This window comes from Rickettsiella endosymbiont of Xylota segnis, assembly GCF_964019545.1.
Taxonomy (GTDB): Bacteria; Pseudomonadota; Gammaproteobacteria; order Diplorickettsiales; family Diplorickettsiaceae; genus Aquirickettsiella.
In genome coordinates, this window is the sequence record NZ_OZ026451.1 from 1,417,147 (window position 1) to 1,435,700 (window position 18,554).

Here is an 18,554-nt window from a genome sequence, read left to right on the forward strand (position 1 = left end):
AATCTCTTGCCAAGCGAAGGGAAGCCTAGGTATATTTCCTTTTTAAGAAAATAATTTAGTATACTGATTGGGGGATCATCATGGATTTAGTAACACTAATTTTAGCGTGCAGTTTATATGCTGACAACACTATCCCCTATGCCATAATCCAAACCGGAACCCGAAATAACCCATTAGTCGTTACTGTTGATGACGATACTAAGACTTTTAAAACGATTCCTGCTGCTGTTCAGTATACGCAAACTCAAATTGCACAAGGAAAAAATCTAGAAATCGGCTTGATGCAAATTTCTAGTCGATGGCTTCCAGAAATCGGCGCTCATGCTTCTGATTTATTTAGACCTTGTAAAAATCTGGTTGTTGCCACACAAATTTTAGAAAAATTGCGCTTAAAATGTCAATCTATTGTTGCTAATAATCCGAACACAGATATTCAGGCTTGTGTACTTTCATTATACAAAAGCAAAAATTTACAGAGTGGATTACCTTATGCACATCAGGTAATCGAATATGCGAAAATCCATCCATTTAATGAACTTGCTGAAAAAGCACGGGACCCAGGAATGTTAGCTGCAATAGAAAAAACAAACATTAAGCCTGTACATTCTAAACAAACCCTAACAGAGAATAGTCATTCTGAAGATTATCCATCCTAGCATTACAGTATAAAATCATATGCCAAATCCAACAGTCGACTTTTATATATTAAATACACTTATGCAAGAAGATATTTATCGTTTTATCTGCCGATTAGTCGATAAAGCTTATCTTCTGCAAAAAAAAATTTATATCCAGGTTAATTCGGATGAGGAAGGTCAACGTTTAGATGATTTACTATGGACCTTTCGTGATATTAGTTTTATTCCTCATAGTTACTTAGGAGCTAATTCAACCCTCAACCCGGTGTTATCTGTTAATATTGCTACCAAAAAACCCAGTAAACTTGATGCTGAGATTTTATTTAATCTTAGTCATGAAGTTCCAACCTACTTTCCTGAATTCTCGCGTATTATTGAAGTGGTATCAGAAGAAACAAAAAATAAAAATCAATCGCGCCAGAAATATAAATTTTATAAAGCACAGAACTGTCAATTAACCATGCATAATATAAGCGCATCATGATTAATAAAAATTATGACTCTAAAAAGATAGAAGCTCATTGGCGAAAACAATGGGAAATGAATACTTATTTTCAACCTACTGGTCAAGGTGAACCCTATTGCATCGTACTTCCTCCTCCCAATGTAACGGGAAGTTTGCATATGGGGCATGGTTTTCAAGTAACGTTGATGGATGCATTAATTCGATATCAACGCATGTGTGGGAAAAATGTTTTATGGCAAGGCGGCACGGATCATGCAGGCATTGCCACACAAATGGTAGTAGAACGTCAATTGTTGGCTCAAGGAAAATCTCGACATGACTTAGGTCGTGAATTATTTGTAGAAGCCATTTGGGAATGGAAAAAGAAATCTGGCGGCATGATAACAGAACAATTACGTTATATGGGTGCTTCCATAGATTGGACACGAGAACGATTTACTCGCGATGTACATTTTTCTGCAGCTGTAGAGAAAGTATTCATTGATTTATATAAACAAGGTTTAATTTATCGGGGTAAACGTTTGGTAAACTGGGATCCTCAGCTTTTAACAGCAGTTTCTGATCTTGAAGTGATCAACCAAGAAGAGCCTGGCCACTTATGGACTATTCGCTATCCATTATTGAATAGCAATGATTTTTTATTAGTCGCCACTACAAGACCCGAAACTTTATTTGGAGATGTCGCCGTAGCCGTACATCCGGATGATCCCCGCTATCAATCTTACATTGGGAAACAAATAAAACTCCCCTTAACTGACCGCGTTATTCCAATAATTGCAGACATTTCAGTTGAACCTACTTTTGGTAGTGGTTGCGTAAAGATCACTCCCGCACATGATTTTAATGATTATGCAACCGCACAAAGGCATCATTTAACTAGCATTAATATTTTCACACCCAATGCCTATCTTAATGAGCATGTTCCTGAAAACTTTCAAGGTTTAGAACGCTTTGCTGCACGAAAAAAAATCATCAACGATTTAGAGCAACTCGGGTTAATAGAGAAGATAGAAGCTTACCAAATAAAAATTCCGCGTGGGGATCGCTCAGGCGTTGTGATAGAACCCTATCTTACTGATCAATGGTTTATGTCGATGCAACCCCTAGCTAAAACCGCTATCCTATCCATCACTCAAGAACAACTTGATTTTATTCCAGAAACTTGGCGCAAGGTTTGTTTACAATGGCTAGAAAATATTGAAGATTGGTGTATTAGCCGACAGCTTTGGTGGGGACATCGAATTCCTGCCTGGCATGACGAACTAGGCCAATTCTATGTTGGCAAAGATGAAAAAAGTATTCGCCAGCAATACTCCTTAGATCCTAAAGTGACACTTAAACAAGATGAAGATGTATTAGATACTTGGTTTTCATCAGCACTTTGGCCTTTTGTCACGTTAGGCTGGCCAGAAGCTACTAAAGAATTAGCTTTTTTTTATCCGACTAATGTTTTAGTAACCGGATTTGATATTATCTTTTTTTGGGTAGCTCGTATGTTAATGCTGGGACTACATTTTACGGGTAAGGTTCCCTTTAAAGAAGTCTATGTAACTGGTTTGATACGAGATCATGAAGGCCAAAAAATGTCCAAATCGAAAGGTAATGTTTTAGATCCTCTCGATGTAATATTAGGTATAAGCCTAGATGATTTAGTGGTAAAACGTACTCAAGGTTTATTACAGCCACAAATGGCAAAAAAAATTGAACAGTCTACTAGGCAACAATTTCCACAAGGAATTCCTGCATTAGGCACTGATGCTTTACGATTCACTTTTTGTGCATTAGCCTCACCTACACGCGATATACGTTTTGATTTGAATCGAACTGAAGGCTACCGAAATTTTTGCAATAAGCTTTGGAATGCATCACGTTTTGTTTTAACATATACGTCTAATCAAACAAGCTTTAAATCATTGCCCCCACTAACTCTCTCCATTAACCGTGCTTTTTATTCTTTATTGCAAAACACTATTGCTGATATGCATAGGCATTTTCAAGATTATCGATTTGATCTAATGGCGCAAACGATTTATGAATTTATTTGGAATGAATATTGTGATTGGTATGTTGAATTAGCTAAACCTATTTTAGCCAATGCTAACTCACCAGCAGGACAAGAAACCTTGACTTGCTTAATTGTTGTTTTAGAAACCTGTTTACGCTTGCTACATCCTCTAATGCCCTTTGTAACCGAAGAAATTTGGCAAACCATCGGGCCATTAGCCGGTGAAACAGGGAATAGTTTAATGATTAAGAGTTATCCTGTATTTAATAAAAATAAAAAAGATACTAACGCAGAACAGGATTTAATTTGGTTAAAAACTATAGTACATACGGTTCGTATGCTGCGTAGCGAAATGAATATAATTCCTGGTAAAAAAATTCCCTTATTGCTTTATAAAGGAGATCATAAAGACCGCGAAAATACTCATATTTTTCTTAACGACATTATGAATCTTGCAAAAATAAATGAAATAGATTGGCTAGCAGAAAAAGAAAAAACCGCTAATTATGCTATGGGCTTAGTGGGTAGCTTAGAATTACTTATCCCTATGGAAGGATTAATCGATACCGAAGCAGAAATACAGCGCTTAAAAAAAGAAATTCTAAAAATTAAAAAAGAAATCGAACGAGCCGAGTCCAAACTAGCTAATTCAGCATTTGTGAAAAAAGCACCTCCAGAAATTATTGCTCAAGAACGGCAACGCTTAATCGAGTTTACAAATACTTATACTAAACTGCAAAGCCAATTAAATTCGTTTATTAATTAATTTAAATTCAACTCCATAATTTTCGTTCTGCTTGTAATTTAACCTTAAATAGATTTTATAAAACTATTTTTACTATATGAATGCTCTTTAAGAATTAAATCTATCTCTGTTTTATTTTTAACTTCTTTTTTAAAGAAAGCTAGATTTGGTGAAATTTTAGTATCATCCTGCAGGATCGCCTCCAAATAAGAGATAAGTCTTTCTCAAACTCTTCAACAAATTCTGGGAGAGTTAAAGTTTCCATTTTATTTTCGCTGTTGGTTCTCAAATTAATTGTCTCTTCCAGTATAAAGTCATTAGAGGTATCTTGAAACAAAGAAGCTAAAACGACGTCTTTTACGCCTGGCATACAATTATCTCTCATCGGATTTTAAAATTCTAAATCATCTTTAAATTTTAGCTAATACTTTGACGTCTATTTATTAAGGTTTTATTAAGGCTAGCCATTTTTGCTAGCAGCACGTAACATATCATCAACTGAATTAATTCTGTAATTATGCGACAAATCATTTTAGATACTGAAACCACTGGCAGAGACGTTAATGACGGCCACAGGATCATTGAAATTGGCTGCTTGGAAATGATCGACCGTCGTCTCACTAAACAACAATTTCATTGTTTCCTAAATCCAGGTCGAGATAGTGAGGCTGGTGCGTTTGCAGTTCATGGCTTAAGCACCGAATTCCTTCTGGATAAACCCTTATTTAAAACTATTGCAGAAGAATTATTGGAATTCATTCAGGGTTCCCAACTTATTATCCATAATGCACCTTTCGATCTGGGCTTTTTAGATAACGAATTAAAATTAACCAAAAAAAAGTATAAAAAAATTACAGATTATTGCCAAGTTTTAGATACGCTTCCATTAGCTCGTCAATTGCACCCGGGACAACGCAATAGTTTAGATGCACTTTGCAAACGCTATGATATTGATAATTCGAAACGTGATAAGCATGGTGCTTTATTGGATGCTGAATTGTTAGCTCGAGTTTACCTCGCCATGACTGGTGGCCAAACTCATCTGTTCAATGAAGAACAGATATCACATGCTATTCAAACGACTGCGCATAAAAAAATTACCGATGAAGTTATATTATTACCTATCATCTATGCCACTAACGAAGAATTAATAGCGCATCAAAAGCGTTTAACTAGCATTAATAAATTATCTGGCCAGTGTAAATGGCCTATTGATGCTGAGGAAATTAATTAAATGCGCATCAAGTTTCTACACAAATTCATACAGCTGGAGGCTTCAGGTGGCATTTCTTTAGGAATTGCCACGCTATTAGCTTTAATTCTCGCTAATTCGAGTTGGCAAACTTATTATCAAACATTCCTAAATTTCAACGTGAATATAGGCCCAAGCATCCATTTTTCTTTTTTACATTTTATCAATGATGGCTTGATGACTATTTTCTTTTTTTTAGTCAGCCTTGAAATTAAACGAGAATTAGTTCAGGGGGAACTCAATACACTCACTAAAGCATTGCTACCCACTCTCGCGGCTATAGGCGGAATGATAATTCCCGCTTTAGTTTATTTAACCATTAATCATGGATATCCTCAGCTTATTTCGGGTTGGGCAATACCTATGGCGACAGATATTGCTTTTTCGTTAGGAGTACTATCCCTGCTTGGCAAGCATATACCCGTTGCTTTAAAAATTTTCTTAATGGCATTAGCTATCATTGATGACCTTGGTGCAATTATCGTCATCGCAATTTTTTATACTCAGCAAATAGGCTGGCTATATTTATTTTTATCTTTACTGACTTTTATTGGATTACTAAGCTTAAACTATTTTAAAATTCAAGAATTTCTTCCATACTGTTTGTTAGGCATAACTTTATGGATACTCATATTTAACTCGGGTATTCATGCAACAATTGCTGGCGTATTGTTTGGCTTAACTATTCCCCTAAATAGTAGCAATAAAAATTTTAATTCTTTACTGCATCATTTAATACATCAATTACACCCATGGATAGCCTTCGGTATTTTACCACTTTTTGCTTTTGCCAATGCTGGTCTATCTTTTTCGAATATAAAATTATCGACTTTTATTCATCCTTTACCTTTAGGAATAATTGTCGGATTATTTTTTGGTAAACAATTAGGGATTTTCGGAGCTAGCTGGCTGGCAGTAAAAACTAAGCTAGCAAAATTACCCTACCAAGTGAACTGGTGGCATATTTATGGCACTGCTCTGATTTGTGGGATAGGTTTTACGATGAGTTTATTCATTGCCAGTCTAGCTTTCGGAGATGATGAATTAACCACTTTAGTCCGCTTAGGAGTTTTTACCGGTTCAGTTTTATCCGGGATTGCAGGTTATAGTATTTTATCTTTAGCTCAACAAAAAAATCAGCGATTAGGCAATCCATCGAAAATTTAGAATTTTTACTTTAAAAAGACCATCTTTGTATTCACAAAAATGGTCTTTTTTTTAGCTATGTCTGATGTTTAAAATGCTTTCTCTATCATGCAATTCATTAACCGGGTCGTCATCCATAGGTATGGAAGAAGGACTTGTTTTTGAAAATAGTCCTTGATGGACTACTGAAAGTTCAGAGATGTTGGGAGGACTACTCGCTGTTGACTCATCAATTTTAGTCTTAGCTATAGTTGCACTTTTTTTCTCTCGGTTTTGTTCGTTAAAATCATCACTAATTTCATCGTCATCCTCATCAACTTCATTAGATTTAGTTAATTGATTTAAGGTTTTTACTTGTTCGAAGACTTTATCAGCATCTTGCGCATTGATTCTAAGTTGATTAATTTTTCTATTCATAAATAAATTAGTGATCGCCATGATTGCGACACCAAAAAATAAAACCGGAAGAACAGGTAAAATTATGGAAGACGCAATAAAAAGAGGTGCTAAAGCAAGTCCTGCAACTATCAATGCCAGAGCTAAGACCAAAAACTCACTGGTATTTTTTGCTTTGTATTTTGATTTTCGATAATTTTCTTTACTAGCTATTACATTCGATTCTTCATTTTTATTAATCTCTTCAATAATTTGTCTTCGCTGTTCTAAATCTAGGGAACGGAGATCTATAAACCCTTCATCATTTATTAATTCACTCACTAACTCTCTATTTTTCTTACAAAGTGATTCTTCACTAATATTATATAATACTGGCATAATAACCTCATTGATTGGGATAATTTTATATTTTTACTAATAATAAATAGCAAAATATATTCCATTGCCTTTAATTTATTTACTTATTCAGAAAATAAAATTTTAAAATTTTTATAAATTGAATTTCCTCCTTGTCATAGATAGTCCTACAGATGATCTTATATTAATCCAATTTTTAGATCAATTACTAATTTAAAAATTATATATTTAGATAAAATAAAAGTTTTTTATTTCTTTTTTTACAAAATGAAAATTTCAGTTTATTATCCGGATCAAAATCTAATAAATCTTTTAATATAAATTACAAAAAAATGTTTAAAAAAAAATCACGGAACACATCTGAACAAGTTTCTCAACAGCCTAATAAACTAGTTTGCAAGAATTATCAGAAGCCTTTACCACAATACCCACCAAGACCTACTGAGTTGGAAATTCTAGTTTACGTAGCTGGCACCATTGACCAGAAAAACCAGAAACCAAATAATAACTTCAATCATAGTGAATCAAGTCCATTTCGAATGGTAGCGCCAGGTAAAAAATAGATATAAATTTAATTTTTTAATGGAAAGCAAGACTTAATTCGTGTACAGCATTAACCAATATTTTTACATTTTCCGGCTTTGTATATTGGGAAATCCCATGGCCTAGATTAAATATATGGCCGGAACCAGTACCATATGATTGCAGTATACTTTTTACTTCCTGACGAATTGTCTCTGGATTGGAGAATAAAACGGCTGGGTCCATATTACCTTGCAACGCTACTTTGTTAGAAAGTCTTTGGCGGGCTGATCCCATATCGATAGTCCAATCCAAGCCTATTGCGTCGCAACCTGAGTTGGCTATTTCTTCTAACCACAAATTTCCGCCTTTGGTAAATAAAACGATAGGTACTTTTTCTTGTGCAGTCTGATTCTTTAAATTAGCAACAATTTGTGTCATATAATTTAGGGAGAATTCTTGATACGCCGCAGTACTTAATAATCCCCCCCAAGTATCAAAAATCATAATGGCCTGTGCGCCAGCAGCAATTTGTGCATTAAGATACAAGATAATTGCTTTGGTTAAGGTGTTTAACAAATGATGTAATGTCTTAGGTTCCTGATATAAAAGTGTTTTAACTTGCCTAAATTCTCGACTACCTGCTCCTTCCAGCATATAACAGGCAAGTGTCCAAGGACTTCCTGCAAATCCAATCAAAGGAATTTTATTTTTTAATTCCTTACGCGTGCATGATATAGCATCCATTACATAACGTAATTCAACTCCGGGATCCGGGATCGGCAAAGTTTTAATATCTGTTAACGTTCTTATAGGTTTTCGGAATTTGGGTCCTTCTCCTTCAACAAAATAAAGTCCTAAGCCCATTGCGTCAGGAATGGTCAAGATATCTGAAAATATAATCGCAGCATCTAAATCAAATCGTTGTAGCGGCTGTAAAGTGACTTCACAAGCCAATTCAGGTGTTTTACATAAAGTTAAAAAATCACCTGCTTTGCTACGAGTTGCACAATACTCAGGCAAATAACGACCTGCTTGTCGCATAATCCATACGGGGGTGCGGTCAGTAGGTTGCATTAAAAGCGCACGTATTAAGCAATGTTTGGAATACTTCATCATTTTTAAACTTTCTTTATTAAAATTATTAACGTTTGTAACTGAACTAACAAACGATCGGCACTAAAAATAAATAAATCAATGGCAAATTGATCCGATTGGTTGATTTCTAAAGATTTAAGCTGAAGCTTTATTTCTTTTTTCCAACCGGAAAATTCTTCTAAATCCTCAACAGTTTGAACTTCATCTTTGCTCTTAAGACTATCAATACTTCTTTGAAATAAATCCTGTGTTATTTGATAAACTTTTTGGATTTTGGCGTGCTGATTAAAGATCAAAATATTTTGATCTGAAAAATCCATTAATGCATTCCTCATTAAAGTAATACAACGTAAAATTTCTCTTTCAGCGTCTAAAATATTTTTAAATGTTTCTTCCAAATTAGATCGGCCAAATGATTCACTCATTACTTCTTTAAATAATTTTTTTTGAATTCCTATATTATTCAATATTTTATTTTCAAAAATTTCTTGCAGCTTTGTATTATTATCATCACCATTCGTGAATGTAAACTCTTCTAGTTTTTGAGCTAGAGTTTTTAAATTCTGTAAGGTATCTATTAATATATAACGTAATTGTGTTCGCGAATGCAAAGGCCAGATAAAACGTGATACTAATAATGCAATAATAATACCTAAATTGATTTCTAAAAAACGGCTCATCACTGTATAAAAATTAGGATCTGGAGAAATAACAATAATAATTAGTGTCACTGCGCCTAAAGGACCCGCTTCACTCCAAGTACTTGGACTATCGGCAATATAACTAAAAACAGCCGTGGCAACACATAGAATCAAGATAGTCAAAGCAACATTTGGATAAACAAGCCATAAGGTCAAGCTAGCAACGCTGGCCCCTATTACCGTCCCTAAAAAACGCATATATGATTTCTGTAAAATCGCACCGACACGTGATTGGGCACACATTACCACTAGAATAGTAATAACGACCCATCTCCCTTGGAGTGGTAGCTTAAATAGATAGGAAATTAACAATCCAAATAATAGTGCGATAGCTGTTTTTAAGCTATGAACAAGTCGATCACTGTCTAATCTACGAAATTGATGTCGCCATTGAATAAATTGCATGTTAGCTCGTTAATAAAATAAATGTACTTTTTACAAATTAATATGCGTATATTTAAAAAACTGATAGATAAAGCCTAAACAACTTAGTTTAAAATAGTCGGTGTTAAAAATATCAAAAGCTCACTACGCCTGCTATTCGACCTAGTTAAACGAAATAATCGACCTATAATGGGTAAAGTACCTAAAAAAGGAACCCGTTGTTCTATTTTACTCTGAGAATACTCATAGATTCCACCTAATACAACCGTTTCACCATTTTTTACAATAACTTGTGTTTTAATTCCACGTGCTTTAATTGTTGGAGCATCAACTGCCATAAAGGTACTGGGTTGGTCTTGATTGACCTTTAAGTCCAATATTATGCGCTCATCTGGCATGATTCGAGGTGTTACTTTTAATGATAACACTGCTTTTTTAAATATAACGTTGGTCCCTCCACTCGAGGCTTTTTCTTGATAAGGAATTTCAGCACCTGCTTCTATAAATGCAGTCTGTTGATCAGCAGTAATCAAATGTGGGGTAGAAATTACTTGAGCCGCACCTTCATTTTCTAATGCAGATAATTCTAAATCTAAAAAAGAATTCTGACCTAAACGCATTAAACGCAGACCTAGCGACACAGCACTAGTCGCAGGAGTAATCCCTGTGATAGGTAAATCCATTGTTAAATATTGTAATAAATCCGTATTAGAATTATTTATCTTATTTCTCAGTTGATGTTGAATAAGTCTATTAGCCGCTTGTGTTTGTGTTGAACCAAATTTTGCTCCTATTTCTTTTTCCATATTTTGGTCAATACTAACAATTCGAGCCTCAATCAAAATTTGGGCGATAGGTTTATCTAACTCCCTAACAAATGCTGCAATTTTATTTTGTTGTTCAACTGAGTCTCTAATCCATAAGCTATTCGTTGCATTATCTACACTAACACTACCCTGTGTAGATAAAAGTGTATTGATTTTATCTTTTAATAATTTACTGATATCTGATGCTTTTCTATAACGTATTTGTATAACTTTAAAAATTAACGGAGATAATTCTTTTTTTTTCTGTTGGATTTGTAAATTAATTCTATCTTGTTTTAATAATTGATCGGATGTGGTAATAAACCAACCATTAATAATGGAACGTTTAGCAAGACCTTGGGTTTGCAAAATAGTATCTAAAGCTTGCTCCCAATTAATATCGTGCAAATAGATGCTAAATTCTCCTTGAATTTTATCATCAATAATTAAATTATTGTTATGCATTTCAGACAAATACTGTAAGGCTGAACGAATTTTTATATTATGAAAAGTAAAAGAGATGTTCTCTTTAGCTAATAATTTATAATTTAAAATTAATGTTAAAAAAAAGATTAATAATTTTATATTAAGTGAACTTTTTAACATGGAAAAGCCTTTTAGGTTTATTTAACAAATTTATAATTTTTTCTAAATTATTGTTATTTTTAATAATAATTTTTGTAGCATAAATACCTATAACTAAACCTTGTTCTAAACCTAAATAATCACCTAATTTAATTCTACAAATTTGTTTGTTTGGCAACCTAACAAATCCCCAATTTTGCCCCTTAGTAGTTGATAAGGATCCTAACATTACTATTTTATCTAAAGAAAATTTCGTTAAATTACCATTTTCAACTAAGGATTTAGTAACTAATTTGTTTATTTTCGACAAATCTAGTATTAATTTTTTATTATTACAAGCATAAAAATTTAATGAAATTAAAATATTTCGGTTGATATTTTTTGTAAGCGAGTTAAAAAAACTCCATCTAAAACTGTTAATCAATACAATTCTATTCAACGCGATAGTTTCATTTATAAACTTAAAAATATTCTTATTGGTACCAGATAAATTGATTTCAATTGGCAATATATTTGAAAAATTTATTTTCTTGCTCGAATCACCTGTCCAAAATTTTTTTTGCTGTAAACATAAATCGAATTGATTTAATTTTTTAATTTTTTCATGATAATTTGAATATTTTGAAGCTATTAGTAGTTGACTGTTTAATTGTTTTTTTAAATATTGAAATTTTAAATAGATTTTTTCTTTCTTTTCAAGGGTTGATCGTAATGAAAAAAAATATCCAAATATGCACATAAAAAAAACGGTCGATAAGATTACAATAGATTTTAAGTTTATAGACCATAAATCAATTCTGTTTAAAATATACTTTCTCCTTATATGTACACTTGCAAACCAAAATACTTAATTTTCATTCAAGATCATTTGAACGACAAAATCCAATTGCAAATTCTGAAATTGATTAAGAATCAGCGATTGCAATTTTGAATCGAATTTTAATTGTAATAATTTTTTAAATTTTACATATTCTTTTTTTGAATTAGCATGCATTATTAAACTTAAATAAGGTGGATGAAATGCGACCAGATGGATAAAAATATCGGGTGTTATTAAATATTTAAGATGACTGATAAAATCTAAAATTTTTTTTACTTGCTGACGATTAGTCTTAATATTTTGTATAATTTTTGTCAGCTGTTTTTCTTTATATTTTATTTTTTTTATTTCTTGTACTATAGGTGATATATTTTTCATCTGAAAATAAATACGCTGATAGGCTAATTGATAATGTTTTATTTGTTGAATAATGAGAATTTTTGTAACAAATATCAAGATTAGGCACGAGCATGAAACATAAAACCAAACAATAATAAATCGCCTTATTTTTAATTTATTTTTATGTTCTCGCCAGGGTAATAAATTGATTTGCTTCACAAGATTTTCCCTATTTTAAAACCAACCTAAGTTAATTAACAGTCGTTCGAATTTCTTATTTTATTTTAAAAATTTAAATTGGTTCTTAAAGCTAACCCATAACTTAAAAATAAACTTAAAAAATTTTTCGCTAATTTATCGCTATCTACTATAGGACTACATTTAATAGAATTTGGATATTTTAATAATCGTACCTGTAACTCTAAAAAACCATCTAGCGTATTTAACAAATAATTTAATAACGCTATATTTATGCCAATAAGAAAAAGCTCTTTTAAAATAAGATATGGATACGCTAAAGCATATCTTTTTATACATTGTTTAATTTGTAATAAAATACATTCATATTCAAAGACATTGGCAAGATTTTCACAATAAACCATTGTTTGAGAACCATTAAAAAACAATAAAGTTAACTGACTCGCTCCTAGATCTAAGAGAATGACATTTTCATTTATCTTGTCAGGATAAAAATAACAACAGGCTCTTTCTAAAGCAAATGAACCTACTTCTACAGCAATGGGAATTAAATTTGCTTGTTGAATGATATCTAACCGAAAATCTAAATGATCTTTACGACAAGCTACTAGTAAAACTTTATGTTCTTGATTTTCGGGCAATGGATCAAAAATTTGATAATCAAAATAAATTTTACATAAAGGATAGGGAATGGATTGTTCAACCAATAATTCAATTATTTCTTCAATATGTTGACAATCAGCGCTGTCTATTTTCACCAATTTACTACATACCAGAATATCGGGAATATTTACTATACAATTTCTTATATGATCTTTGTCTAGCAATGTTTCCTTCAAGACAGCGGCAATCTGTGGAATATCTTTAGTCTGTTCAACTCCGATTGGGGTAGGAATTGTTTGAATAGCATATTCTTTAAGCTCATTATTACGGTCTAAACAAACCCATTTAATCGTGCGACTACCTATATCCAAACCTATCGCAGTATCGGTGTTATGGGTATTTTTAAATCTATCCTTGAAAAAATACATACGCTTTTATTTTTTAATGAAATTTTTAAAACTTATTCTTCTTTCATTATGCATTCAAATGATAAATTGTCAATTATTTAATACATAATCAGGCAGCTATTATTTTTGAAATGTCATGATGTTAAAAAATCCCTACTACTTTCTTTTAATCAAAATAAAGTGTACAAAGACCTCATTACACACTATTTTTATTAAAACCCTTGTTTAAGAGGGAAGTCACTTAAGTTATGATAGAACCCAGCTAATCAACTGTTTTCATTATGAAACGATCGAATCATTTTTCCCGTAATTTTTTTTTCATGCTATTAAGCCTTTTTATCACGCTTTTAGTAGCTGGAAGTCTCCTTTATATTTATCTTGATAAACAATTACCCGATGTTGAGGAATTAAAATCCGTACAACTTCCCATTCCGATGCGGATTTACACCAGTGATGGACAACCTATCGCTGAATTTGGAGAGTTACACCGAAATCTTGTTAGATTGAATGAAGTTCCTAATTTGATGGTTAAAGCTTTTTTAGCCACCGAAGATCAGCGCTTTTTAGAACATCATGGTGTTGATTTTTATGGTTTATTACGTGCTGCGGGTGAAGTATTGCTCACAGGAAGTAAAGTACAAGGAGGAAGTACTATTACAATGCAAGTTGCGCGTAATTTTTATTTATCTCGGGAAAAAACTTTTTTAAGAAAATTTACTGAAATTTTACTCTCACTAAAAATCGAACGAGAATTTACTAAAGAACAAATTTTAGAACTTTACCTTAATAAAATCTTTCTTGGAAATCGTGCTTATGGTATTGCCGCTGCTGCGCAAGTTTATTTTAATAAAACACTTAATCAACTCACGTTACCGGAAATGGCAACTATTGCTGGCTTACCAAAAGCCCCTTCTGCCATTAACCCGTTAGTTAACCCAATTGCGGCTAAACAACGTCGTGATCATGTCTTAATGCGTATGTATGAATTGGGTTATATCTCTAAAGCGGTTTATGGATCCGCAATAGCAACACCGATGTTAACACATGCGCAAACTAATACCGGAGGAATGATTAAAGCACCTTATGTCGCTGAAATGGTACGTGACATGATGTATAAAAGTTTTGGTGAAGATATTTATTTGAAAGGTTACAATGTTTATACCACAATCAATTCGGCCCAACAAATTGCTGCTGATAAAGCCTTACGGGTTACTTTATTAGCTTACGATAAACGACACGAATATAGGAAGCCAGAAAAAAATATTGCGCCATTAGATGCAAATAAAGTAACTCATACTTTGAATGCATTACATCGCGTTGCTTCTATCAATGGTTTAGACGCAGCTATTGTTATTTCTGTGACTGATCAAGCTATTACTGCTCTTTTAGTCGATAATCAAATGATTTTCATTCCTTGGCAAGGTGTAGCCTGGACCATGCCCCACCTTGACGCAACTAATTTAAATCCTCCACCTGACATCTTGAAAAATAAAGTTCATGTCGGCGATGTTATTCGTGTAGAGTTAACTGCAAATAATACTTGGGAATTATCGCAAATTCCTAAAGTACAAGGTGCTTTAGTCGCATTAAATCCACAAACAGGTGCCATTAGCGCATTAGTCGGTGGTTTTGATTATAATGTAAGCAAATTTAATCGTGTCGTTCAAGCAGAACGACAACCCGGATCCGGGTTCAAACCTTTCATTTATGCAGCTGCTCTAGCTAAGGGATATACCCTAGCCAATGTGTTTAATGACGCTCCATTGGTTTTTGATATACCTGGTCGTGATGAACCTTGGCGCCCACAAAATGATAATCATATTTTCAGCGGCCCAAGGCGTTTACGTATTGCTCTAGTTAAATCCATCAATCTTATATCCGTGCGCTTATTACAAGCTATCGATGTTCCCTATGTATTAACGTATGTAAAAAGATTTGGTTTTAACTCAAAAAAATTACCGCGCAATCTCACTTTAGCACTCGGTACAGGTGAAGTCACTCCTCTTGAATTAGCTCGAGCATATGCTGTGTTTGCTAATGGCGGCTTTCGAATAACCCCGTATTTAATTGATCATATTACCAATGAACAAGGTCAAATCATCTATAAAGCAGAACCTAAAATAGCTTGTGAAGCTTGTTTACGCGGAGAAATTGAACCCCCATTAACAGATGAAAAAGATAGTCCTTATGCACCACAAGTCATTCCTGCTGACATCGCTTTCCTCATGACATCTGCTTTAAAAGATGTCATTCGTTATGGCACAGGTTCACAGGCAAGGGTGTTGAATCGGAATGATCTGGCCGGAAAAACTGGTACAACAAGTGATTATGTCGATACTTGGTTTACAGGATTTAATAGTAATTTGGTATCAACTGTTTGGATAGGATTCGATCAACCGAGTTCTGTTCAAGAATATGGCTCAAAAGCCGCTTTACCTATGTGGATTGATTTCATGCGTGTCGCATTAAAAGGCCAGGCTGAAAAAACCATGCCACAACCTACTGATATAGTAACGGCAAATATCGACCCCACCACAGGTAATTTATTACCTGATGGAACACCAGGCTCTATCCTAGAATATTTTCGTAAAGATGATTTATCAAGAATATCGACGCAAGAAGATACAACCCCATTCAATGTGATTGATAGTCCTGGGGAAGTACCTATAGATAACAATAATACTGATACTCAAATGCCAGCAGAAAAGCAAGATAACACAACAAACAATGAACCGGTTTTTTAGTTTATAAGCCAACAGCTCTTTCTAAACTACGTTTTGTTTGTGGTCCTTCTAATACATGTTTCAATCGACCGTCAGGTCCAATAATAAATGTGGTTGGCAAACCGGATATCCCTCGTATACCAAAATTAGCTTTCGGATCATCCACTAATGTAGGAAATATAACGCCACTTCGTTGTATATGTTGCTGTAAATTACCTGGATCATCATAATTAAATCCGAACATCGCTACCTGGTCAGCATGCGCTCGATAAAATGCATTTAATTCGGGTATTTCGCCCATACAATATTCACACCATGTTGCCCAATAACTAATAACCACCCATCTACCTTTATAATTAGAAAAATTAAGATCTCTTACTATGCTGGCTCCCCATACAACGCTAGACACACTTAACAAAATGCTGGTTAATAGCACTAATTTAAAAATTTTACGCATATTATTCCTCGCAGTAGAAATGAGGTCGATCAATTTTGTGACAAACACTTAATAATTTTATTGGTTTTAAATCAGTGATCAATTCCATTAAACTTCAATTTTTAAAATAACTCAAGGAGGACTCTTAGTTCAAAAATAACACTGTCAAATTAAGTCACTAAATCTAAATTTCTAAGTCTTTATCCTTTTATTTTGCTAATGAGCTTGTTACCATGCGTTTTCGCTTAGGGGTGCCTAATAATTGGGCTGAGAAATACCCTTCTAACCTGATCGGGATGGGATCATGTCCGCGTAGGAAAAGTGTATGTTAAAATCGCCCGCTGTATTGGTAAGTAACGCAAGTTTGCACTATCAAGATAAAATTCTATTCGACCAATTAAATTTCTATTTGGCAGCTGGACAAACAACTTGTCTATTAGGTATAAGCGGCATTGGCAAAAGTCGTTTTTTACAGCTTATCGCCGGATTAAACTCTATCTCAGCCCCTGTCGCCACCTGCGATCAGAAAGGCTTGGCCGGTCGCTTAGCTTATATGCCGCAAACCCATGCTTTGTTACCTTGGCTCACTATTTTAGATAATGTTGTCTTAGGCTACCGCCTAAGACGAGACAATAAGCCGTATATTCAAGCTCGGGAATTATTACATCAGCTAGGCTTAAATGAGGCCATAAATAAATACCCTGCACAATTGTCGGGTGGAATGCAACAACGTGCCATGTTAGCACGCATACTGTTAGAAAAGCGGCCTATCGTATTGATGGATGAGCCTTTTTCTGCTTTAGATACCATAACTCGTTATCACCTACAAGAACTAACTGCAAACGCATTAAAAGATCACACTGTATTATTAGTGACACATGACCCCTTAGAAGCATTGCGTTTGGGACATCACATTGCAATTATGTCAGGTGAACCTGCAAAAATAAATTTTATAAACTGCGATCTTGCTGACTTACCACCTCGCTCATTAAATAATCCTGAATTATTACAATGGCAAACCAAACTTTTAAGTATGCTGCAGGAACTTAAATAATGGTGCCATTTATTGTTTTGCGTAATCAATTCAGCAATAGAATTACGCAGCTTCAAAAATTCGTGATATCTCTATGGCCCTTAAAACTTAATGTTTGCAAACAGTTATTTTTAAAAATTTATCCCTTATTTTTTCATAAAATGTGCATCCCAGTTTGGTTTATTATGATCTGGGAATGTTTGATTCGTATTTTACAACTACCTAATTACATATTACCCACCCCATTTGAAGTTTTACACAGCCTAATTAACCATGCAGGGTTGATTACATCACAAACGTTACCGACGCTAGCTGAAATTCTCTTTGGCTTATTTTTTGGAATTGTATTAGGCGTAGCTATTGCGCTCAGTATGTGCTTATTTCGTACACTGCATGCCTTCTTACTTCCTTTATTATTGGCCAGCCAAGCTTTACCAGTATTTGCAATTGCTCCCTTATTGGTGCTTTGGTTTGGTTATGGAATAACAGCTAAGATTATTACCACCACTTTCATGTTATTTTTTCCTATCACCAATAATTTTCTTGATGGTTTAAAACAAACGCCAGAAAATTATTTAAACATCGCTGAGATTATGAATAGTAATCGTTGGCAAGTTCTCTATCAAATCCGTATTCCAGCGGCGTTACCGAACCTTGCCTCCGGCATTCGACTTGCAACGGCAATGGCTCCTTTAGGAGCCATTATTGGAGAGTGGGTTGGATCGAATCAAGGTTTAGGTTTTTTATTGTTAAATGCTAACGCCCAGATGCAAATTGATTTAATGTTTGCTGTATTAGTGATTATATTTTTTCTAGGAATTTTTCTGTATTTCCTTGTTGATACTTTACTTAATCTGGCTTTACCCTGGACTTTGTTAAAGTCGGCTTAAACAA

General features: G+C 33.8%; 16 protein-coding genes and 1 riboswitch. Of the genes, 8 read left to right on the top strand and 8 right to left on the bottom strand.

Features of this window, described 5'->3' with window-relative positions; all coding sequences use genetic code 11:
• Positions 1 to 80: 80 nt before the first annotated feature.
• From AACL18_RS06400 to nhaA, 5 genes are all read left to right on the top strand, one after another.
• Positions 81 to 656, top strand: a complete 576-nt coding sequence (locus AACL18_RS06400; protein WP_339050061.1) for a transglycosylase SLT domain-containing protein — start codon at positions 81 to 83, stop codon at positions 654 to 656.
• A gap of 19 nt (positions 657 to 675) precedes the next feature.
• Entirely contained in the window at positions 676 to 1,122 is a 447-nt protein-coding gene (locus tag AACL18_RS06405; protein ID WP_339050063.1) for a DNA polymerase III subunit chi, read from the top strand.
• The gene (locus AACL18_RS06410) at positions 1,122 to 3,875 is read left to right on the top strand and encodes a valine--tRNA ligase (RefSeq protein ID WP_422395905.1); all 2,754 of its coding nucleotides are present in this window, start codon (positions 1,122 to 1,124) and stop codon (positions 3,873 to 3,875) included. Before AACL18_RS06405 ends, AACL18_RS06410 begins: the two co-directional genes overlap by 1 nt.
• 496 nt (positions 3,876 to 4,371) lie before the next feature.
• Positions 4,372 to 5,088 carry a DNA polymerase III subunit epsilon gene (dnaQ, locus tag AACL18_RS06415; RefSeq protein WP_339050067.1) on the top strand — a complete coding sequence of 239 codons (717 nt, stop codon included), beginning with the start codon at positions 4,372 to 4,374 and terminating at the stop codon, positions 5,086 to 5,088.
• On the top strand, positions 5,089 to 6,273 hold the full coding sequence (gene nhaA, locus AACL18_RS06420) for a Na+/H+ antiporter NhaA (protein ID WP_339050069.1): 1,185 nt from the start codon (positions 5,089 to 5,091) through the stop codon (positions 6,271 to 6,273). It abuts the gene before it with no gap.
• A gap of 51 nt (positions 6,274 to 6,324) precedes the next feature.
• Here the strand turns inward: nhaA and AACL18_RS06425 are convergent, their stop codons facing one another.
• The 7 genes from AACL18_RS06425 to pilM all read right to left on the bottom strand — a co-directional run bounded on the left by AACL18_RS06425 (position 6,325) and on the right by pilM (position 13,489).
• Complete coding sequence (locus AACL18_RS06425) at positions 6,325 to 7,026, bottom strand: hypothetical protein (protein ID WP_339050071.1); 702 nt, start codon at positions 7,024 to 7,026, stop codon at positions 6,325 to 6,327.
• A gap of 558 nt (positions 7,027 to 7,584) precedes the next feature.
• The gene (gene hemE / locus AACL18_RS06430; protein WP_422395880.1) at positions 7,585 to 8,646 is read right to left on the bottom strand and encodes a uroporphyrinogen decarboxylase; all 1,062 of its coding nucleotides are present in this window, start codon (positions 8,644 to 8,646) and stop codon (positions 7,585 to 7,587) included.
• 2 nt (positions 8,647 to 8,648) lie between these two features.
• Positions 8,649 to 9,731, bottom strand: a complete 1,083-nt coding sequence (locus AACL18_RS06435) for an FUSC family protein (protein WP_339050074.1) — start codon at positions 9,729 to 9,731, stop codon at positions 8,649 to 8,651.
• Positions 9,732 to 9,814: 83 nt separating this feature from the next.
• The gene (locus AACL18_RS06440; RefSeq protein WP_339050075.1) at positions 9,815 to 11,122 is read right to left on the bottom strand and encodes a type IV pilus secretin PilQ; all 1,308 of its coding nucleotides are present in this window, start codon (positions 11,120 to 11,122) and stop codon (positions 9,815 to 9,817) included.
• Positions 11,103 to 11,840: a pilus assembly protein PilP gene (locus tag AACL18_RS06445; protein ID WP_339050077.1), complete on the bottom strand. Its 738-nt coding sequence runs from the start codon at positions 11,838 to 11,840 to the stop codon at positions 11,103 to 11,105. The genes AACL18_RS06440 and AACL18_RS06445 overlap by 20 nt, the downstream gene beginning before the upstream one ends.
• A 108-nt stretch (positions 11,841 to 11,948) precedes the next feature.
• Positions 11,949 to 12,479 (bottom strand): hypothetical protein, encoded by a 531-nt coding sequence (locus AACL18_RS06450; RefSeq protein WP_339050079.1) that lies wholly within the window; start codon positions 12,477 to 12,479, stop codon positions 11,949 to 11,951.
• Positions 12,480 to 12,544: 65 nt separating this feature from the next.
• The gene (gene pilM / locus AACL18_RS06455; protein ID WP_339050081.1) at positions 12,545 to 13,489 is read right to left on the bottom strand and encodes a type IV pilus biogenesis protein PilM; all 945 of its coding nucleotides are present in this window, start codon (positions 13,487 to 13,489) and stop codon (positions 12,545 to 12,547) included.
• A 260-nt stretch (positions 13,490 to 13,749) separates the two neighbouring features.
• Here pilM and AACL18_RS06460 point away from each other — a divergent pair, with 260 nt between their 5' ends.
• A complete protein-coding gene (locus tag AACL18_RS06460; protein WP_339050085.1) occupies positions 13,750 to 16,212 on the top strand; it encodes a penicillin-binding protein 1A in 2,463 nt (820 codons plus the stop codon).
• A gap of 1 nt (position 16,213) precedes the next feature.
• Here the strand turns inward: AACL18_RS06460 and AACL18_RS06465 are convergent, their stop codons facing one another.
• On the bottom strand, positions 16,214 to 16,648 hold the full coding sequence (locus tag AACL18_RS06465; RefSeq protein WP_339050087.1) for a TlpA disulfide reductase family protein: 435 nt from the start codon (positions 16,646 to 16,648) through the stop codon (positions 16,214 to 16,216).
• Between the two features lie 216 nt (positions 16,649 to 16,864).
• Positions 16,865 to 16,963: riboswitch (TPP riboswitch) on the top strand.
• Here AACL18_RS06465 and AACL18_RS06470 point away from each other — a divergent pair.
• A complete protein-coding gene (locus AACL18_RS06470; RefSeq protein WP_339050089.1) occupies positions 16,953 to 17,681 on the top strand; it encodes an ABC transporter ATP-binding protein in 729 nt (242 codons plus the stop codon). Its footprint overlaps the riboswitch before it by 11 nt.
• A 164-nt stretch (positions 17,682 to 17,845) precedes the next feature.
• On the top strand, positions 17,846 to 18,550 hold the full coding sequence (locus AACL18_RS06475; protein WP_339050090.1) for an ABC transporter permease: 705 nt from the start codon (positions 17,846 to 17,848) through the stop codon (positions 18,548 to 18,550).
• The last annotated feature ends 4 nt before the right edge of the window (positions 18,551 to 18,554 follow it).

Coding starts and splice junctions, on each gene's coding strand:
- AACL18_RS06465 (WP_339050087.1), bottom strand. CDS start 16,648: ATGCGTAAAATTTTTAAATTAGTGCTATTAACCAGCATTTTGTTAAGT.
- nhaA (WP_339050069.1), top strand. CDS start 5,089: ATGCGCATCAAGTTTCTACACAAATTCATACAGCTGGAGGCTTCAGGT.
- AACL18_RS06460 (WP_339050085.1), top strand. CDS start 13,750: ATGAAACGATCGAATCATTTTTCCCGTAATTTTTTTTTCATGCTATTA.
- AACL18_RS06440 (WP_339050075.1), bottom strand. CDS start 11,122: ATGTTAAAAAGTTCACTTAATATAAAATTATTAATCTTTTTTTTAACA.
- AACL18_RS06425 (WP_339050071.1), bottom strand. CDS start 7,026: ATGCCAGTATTATATAATATTAGTGAAGAATCACTTTGTAAGAAAAAT.
- AACL18_RS06445 (WP_339050077.1), bottom strand. CDS start 11,840: ATGTGCATATTTGGATATTTTTTTTCATTACGATCAACCCTTGAAAAG.
- pilM (WP_339050081.1), bottom strand. CDS start 13,489: ATGTATTTTTTCAAGGATAGATTTAAAAATACCCATAACACCGATACT.
- dnaQ (WP_339050067.1), top strand. CDS start 4,372: ATGCGACAAATCATTTTAGATACTGAAACCACTGGCAGAGACGTTAAT.
- AACL18_RS06400 (WP_339050061.1), top strand. CDS start 81: ATGGATTTAGTAACACTAATTTTAGCGTGCAGTTTATATGCTGACAAC.
- AACL18_RS06435 (WP_339050074.1), bottom strand. CDS start 9,731: ATGCAATTTATTCAATGGCGACATCAATTTCGTAGATTAGACAGTGAT.
- AACL18_RS06475 (WP_339050090.1), top strand. CDS start 17,846: ATGATCTGGGAATGTTTGATTCGTATTTTACAACTACCTAATTACATA.
- AACL18_RS06405 (WP_339050063.1), top strand. CDS start 676: ATGCCAAATCCAACAGTCGACTTTTATATATTAAATACACTTATGCAA.
- AACL18_RS06470 (WP_339050089.1), top strand. CDS start 16,953: ATGTTAAAATCGCCCGCTGTATTGGTAAGTAACGCAAGTTTGCACTAT.
- hemE (WP_422395880.1), bottom strand. CDS start 8,646: ATGATGAAGTATTCCAAACATTGCTTAATACGTGCGCTTTTAATGCAA.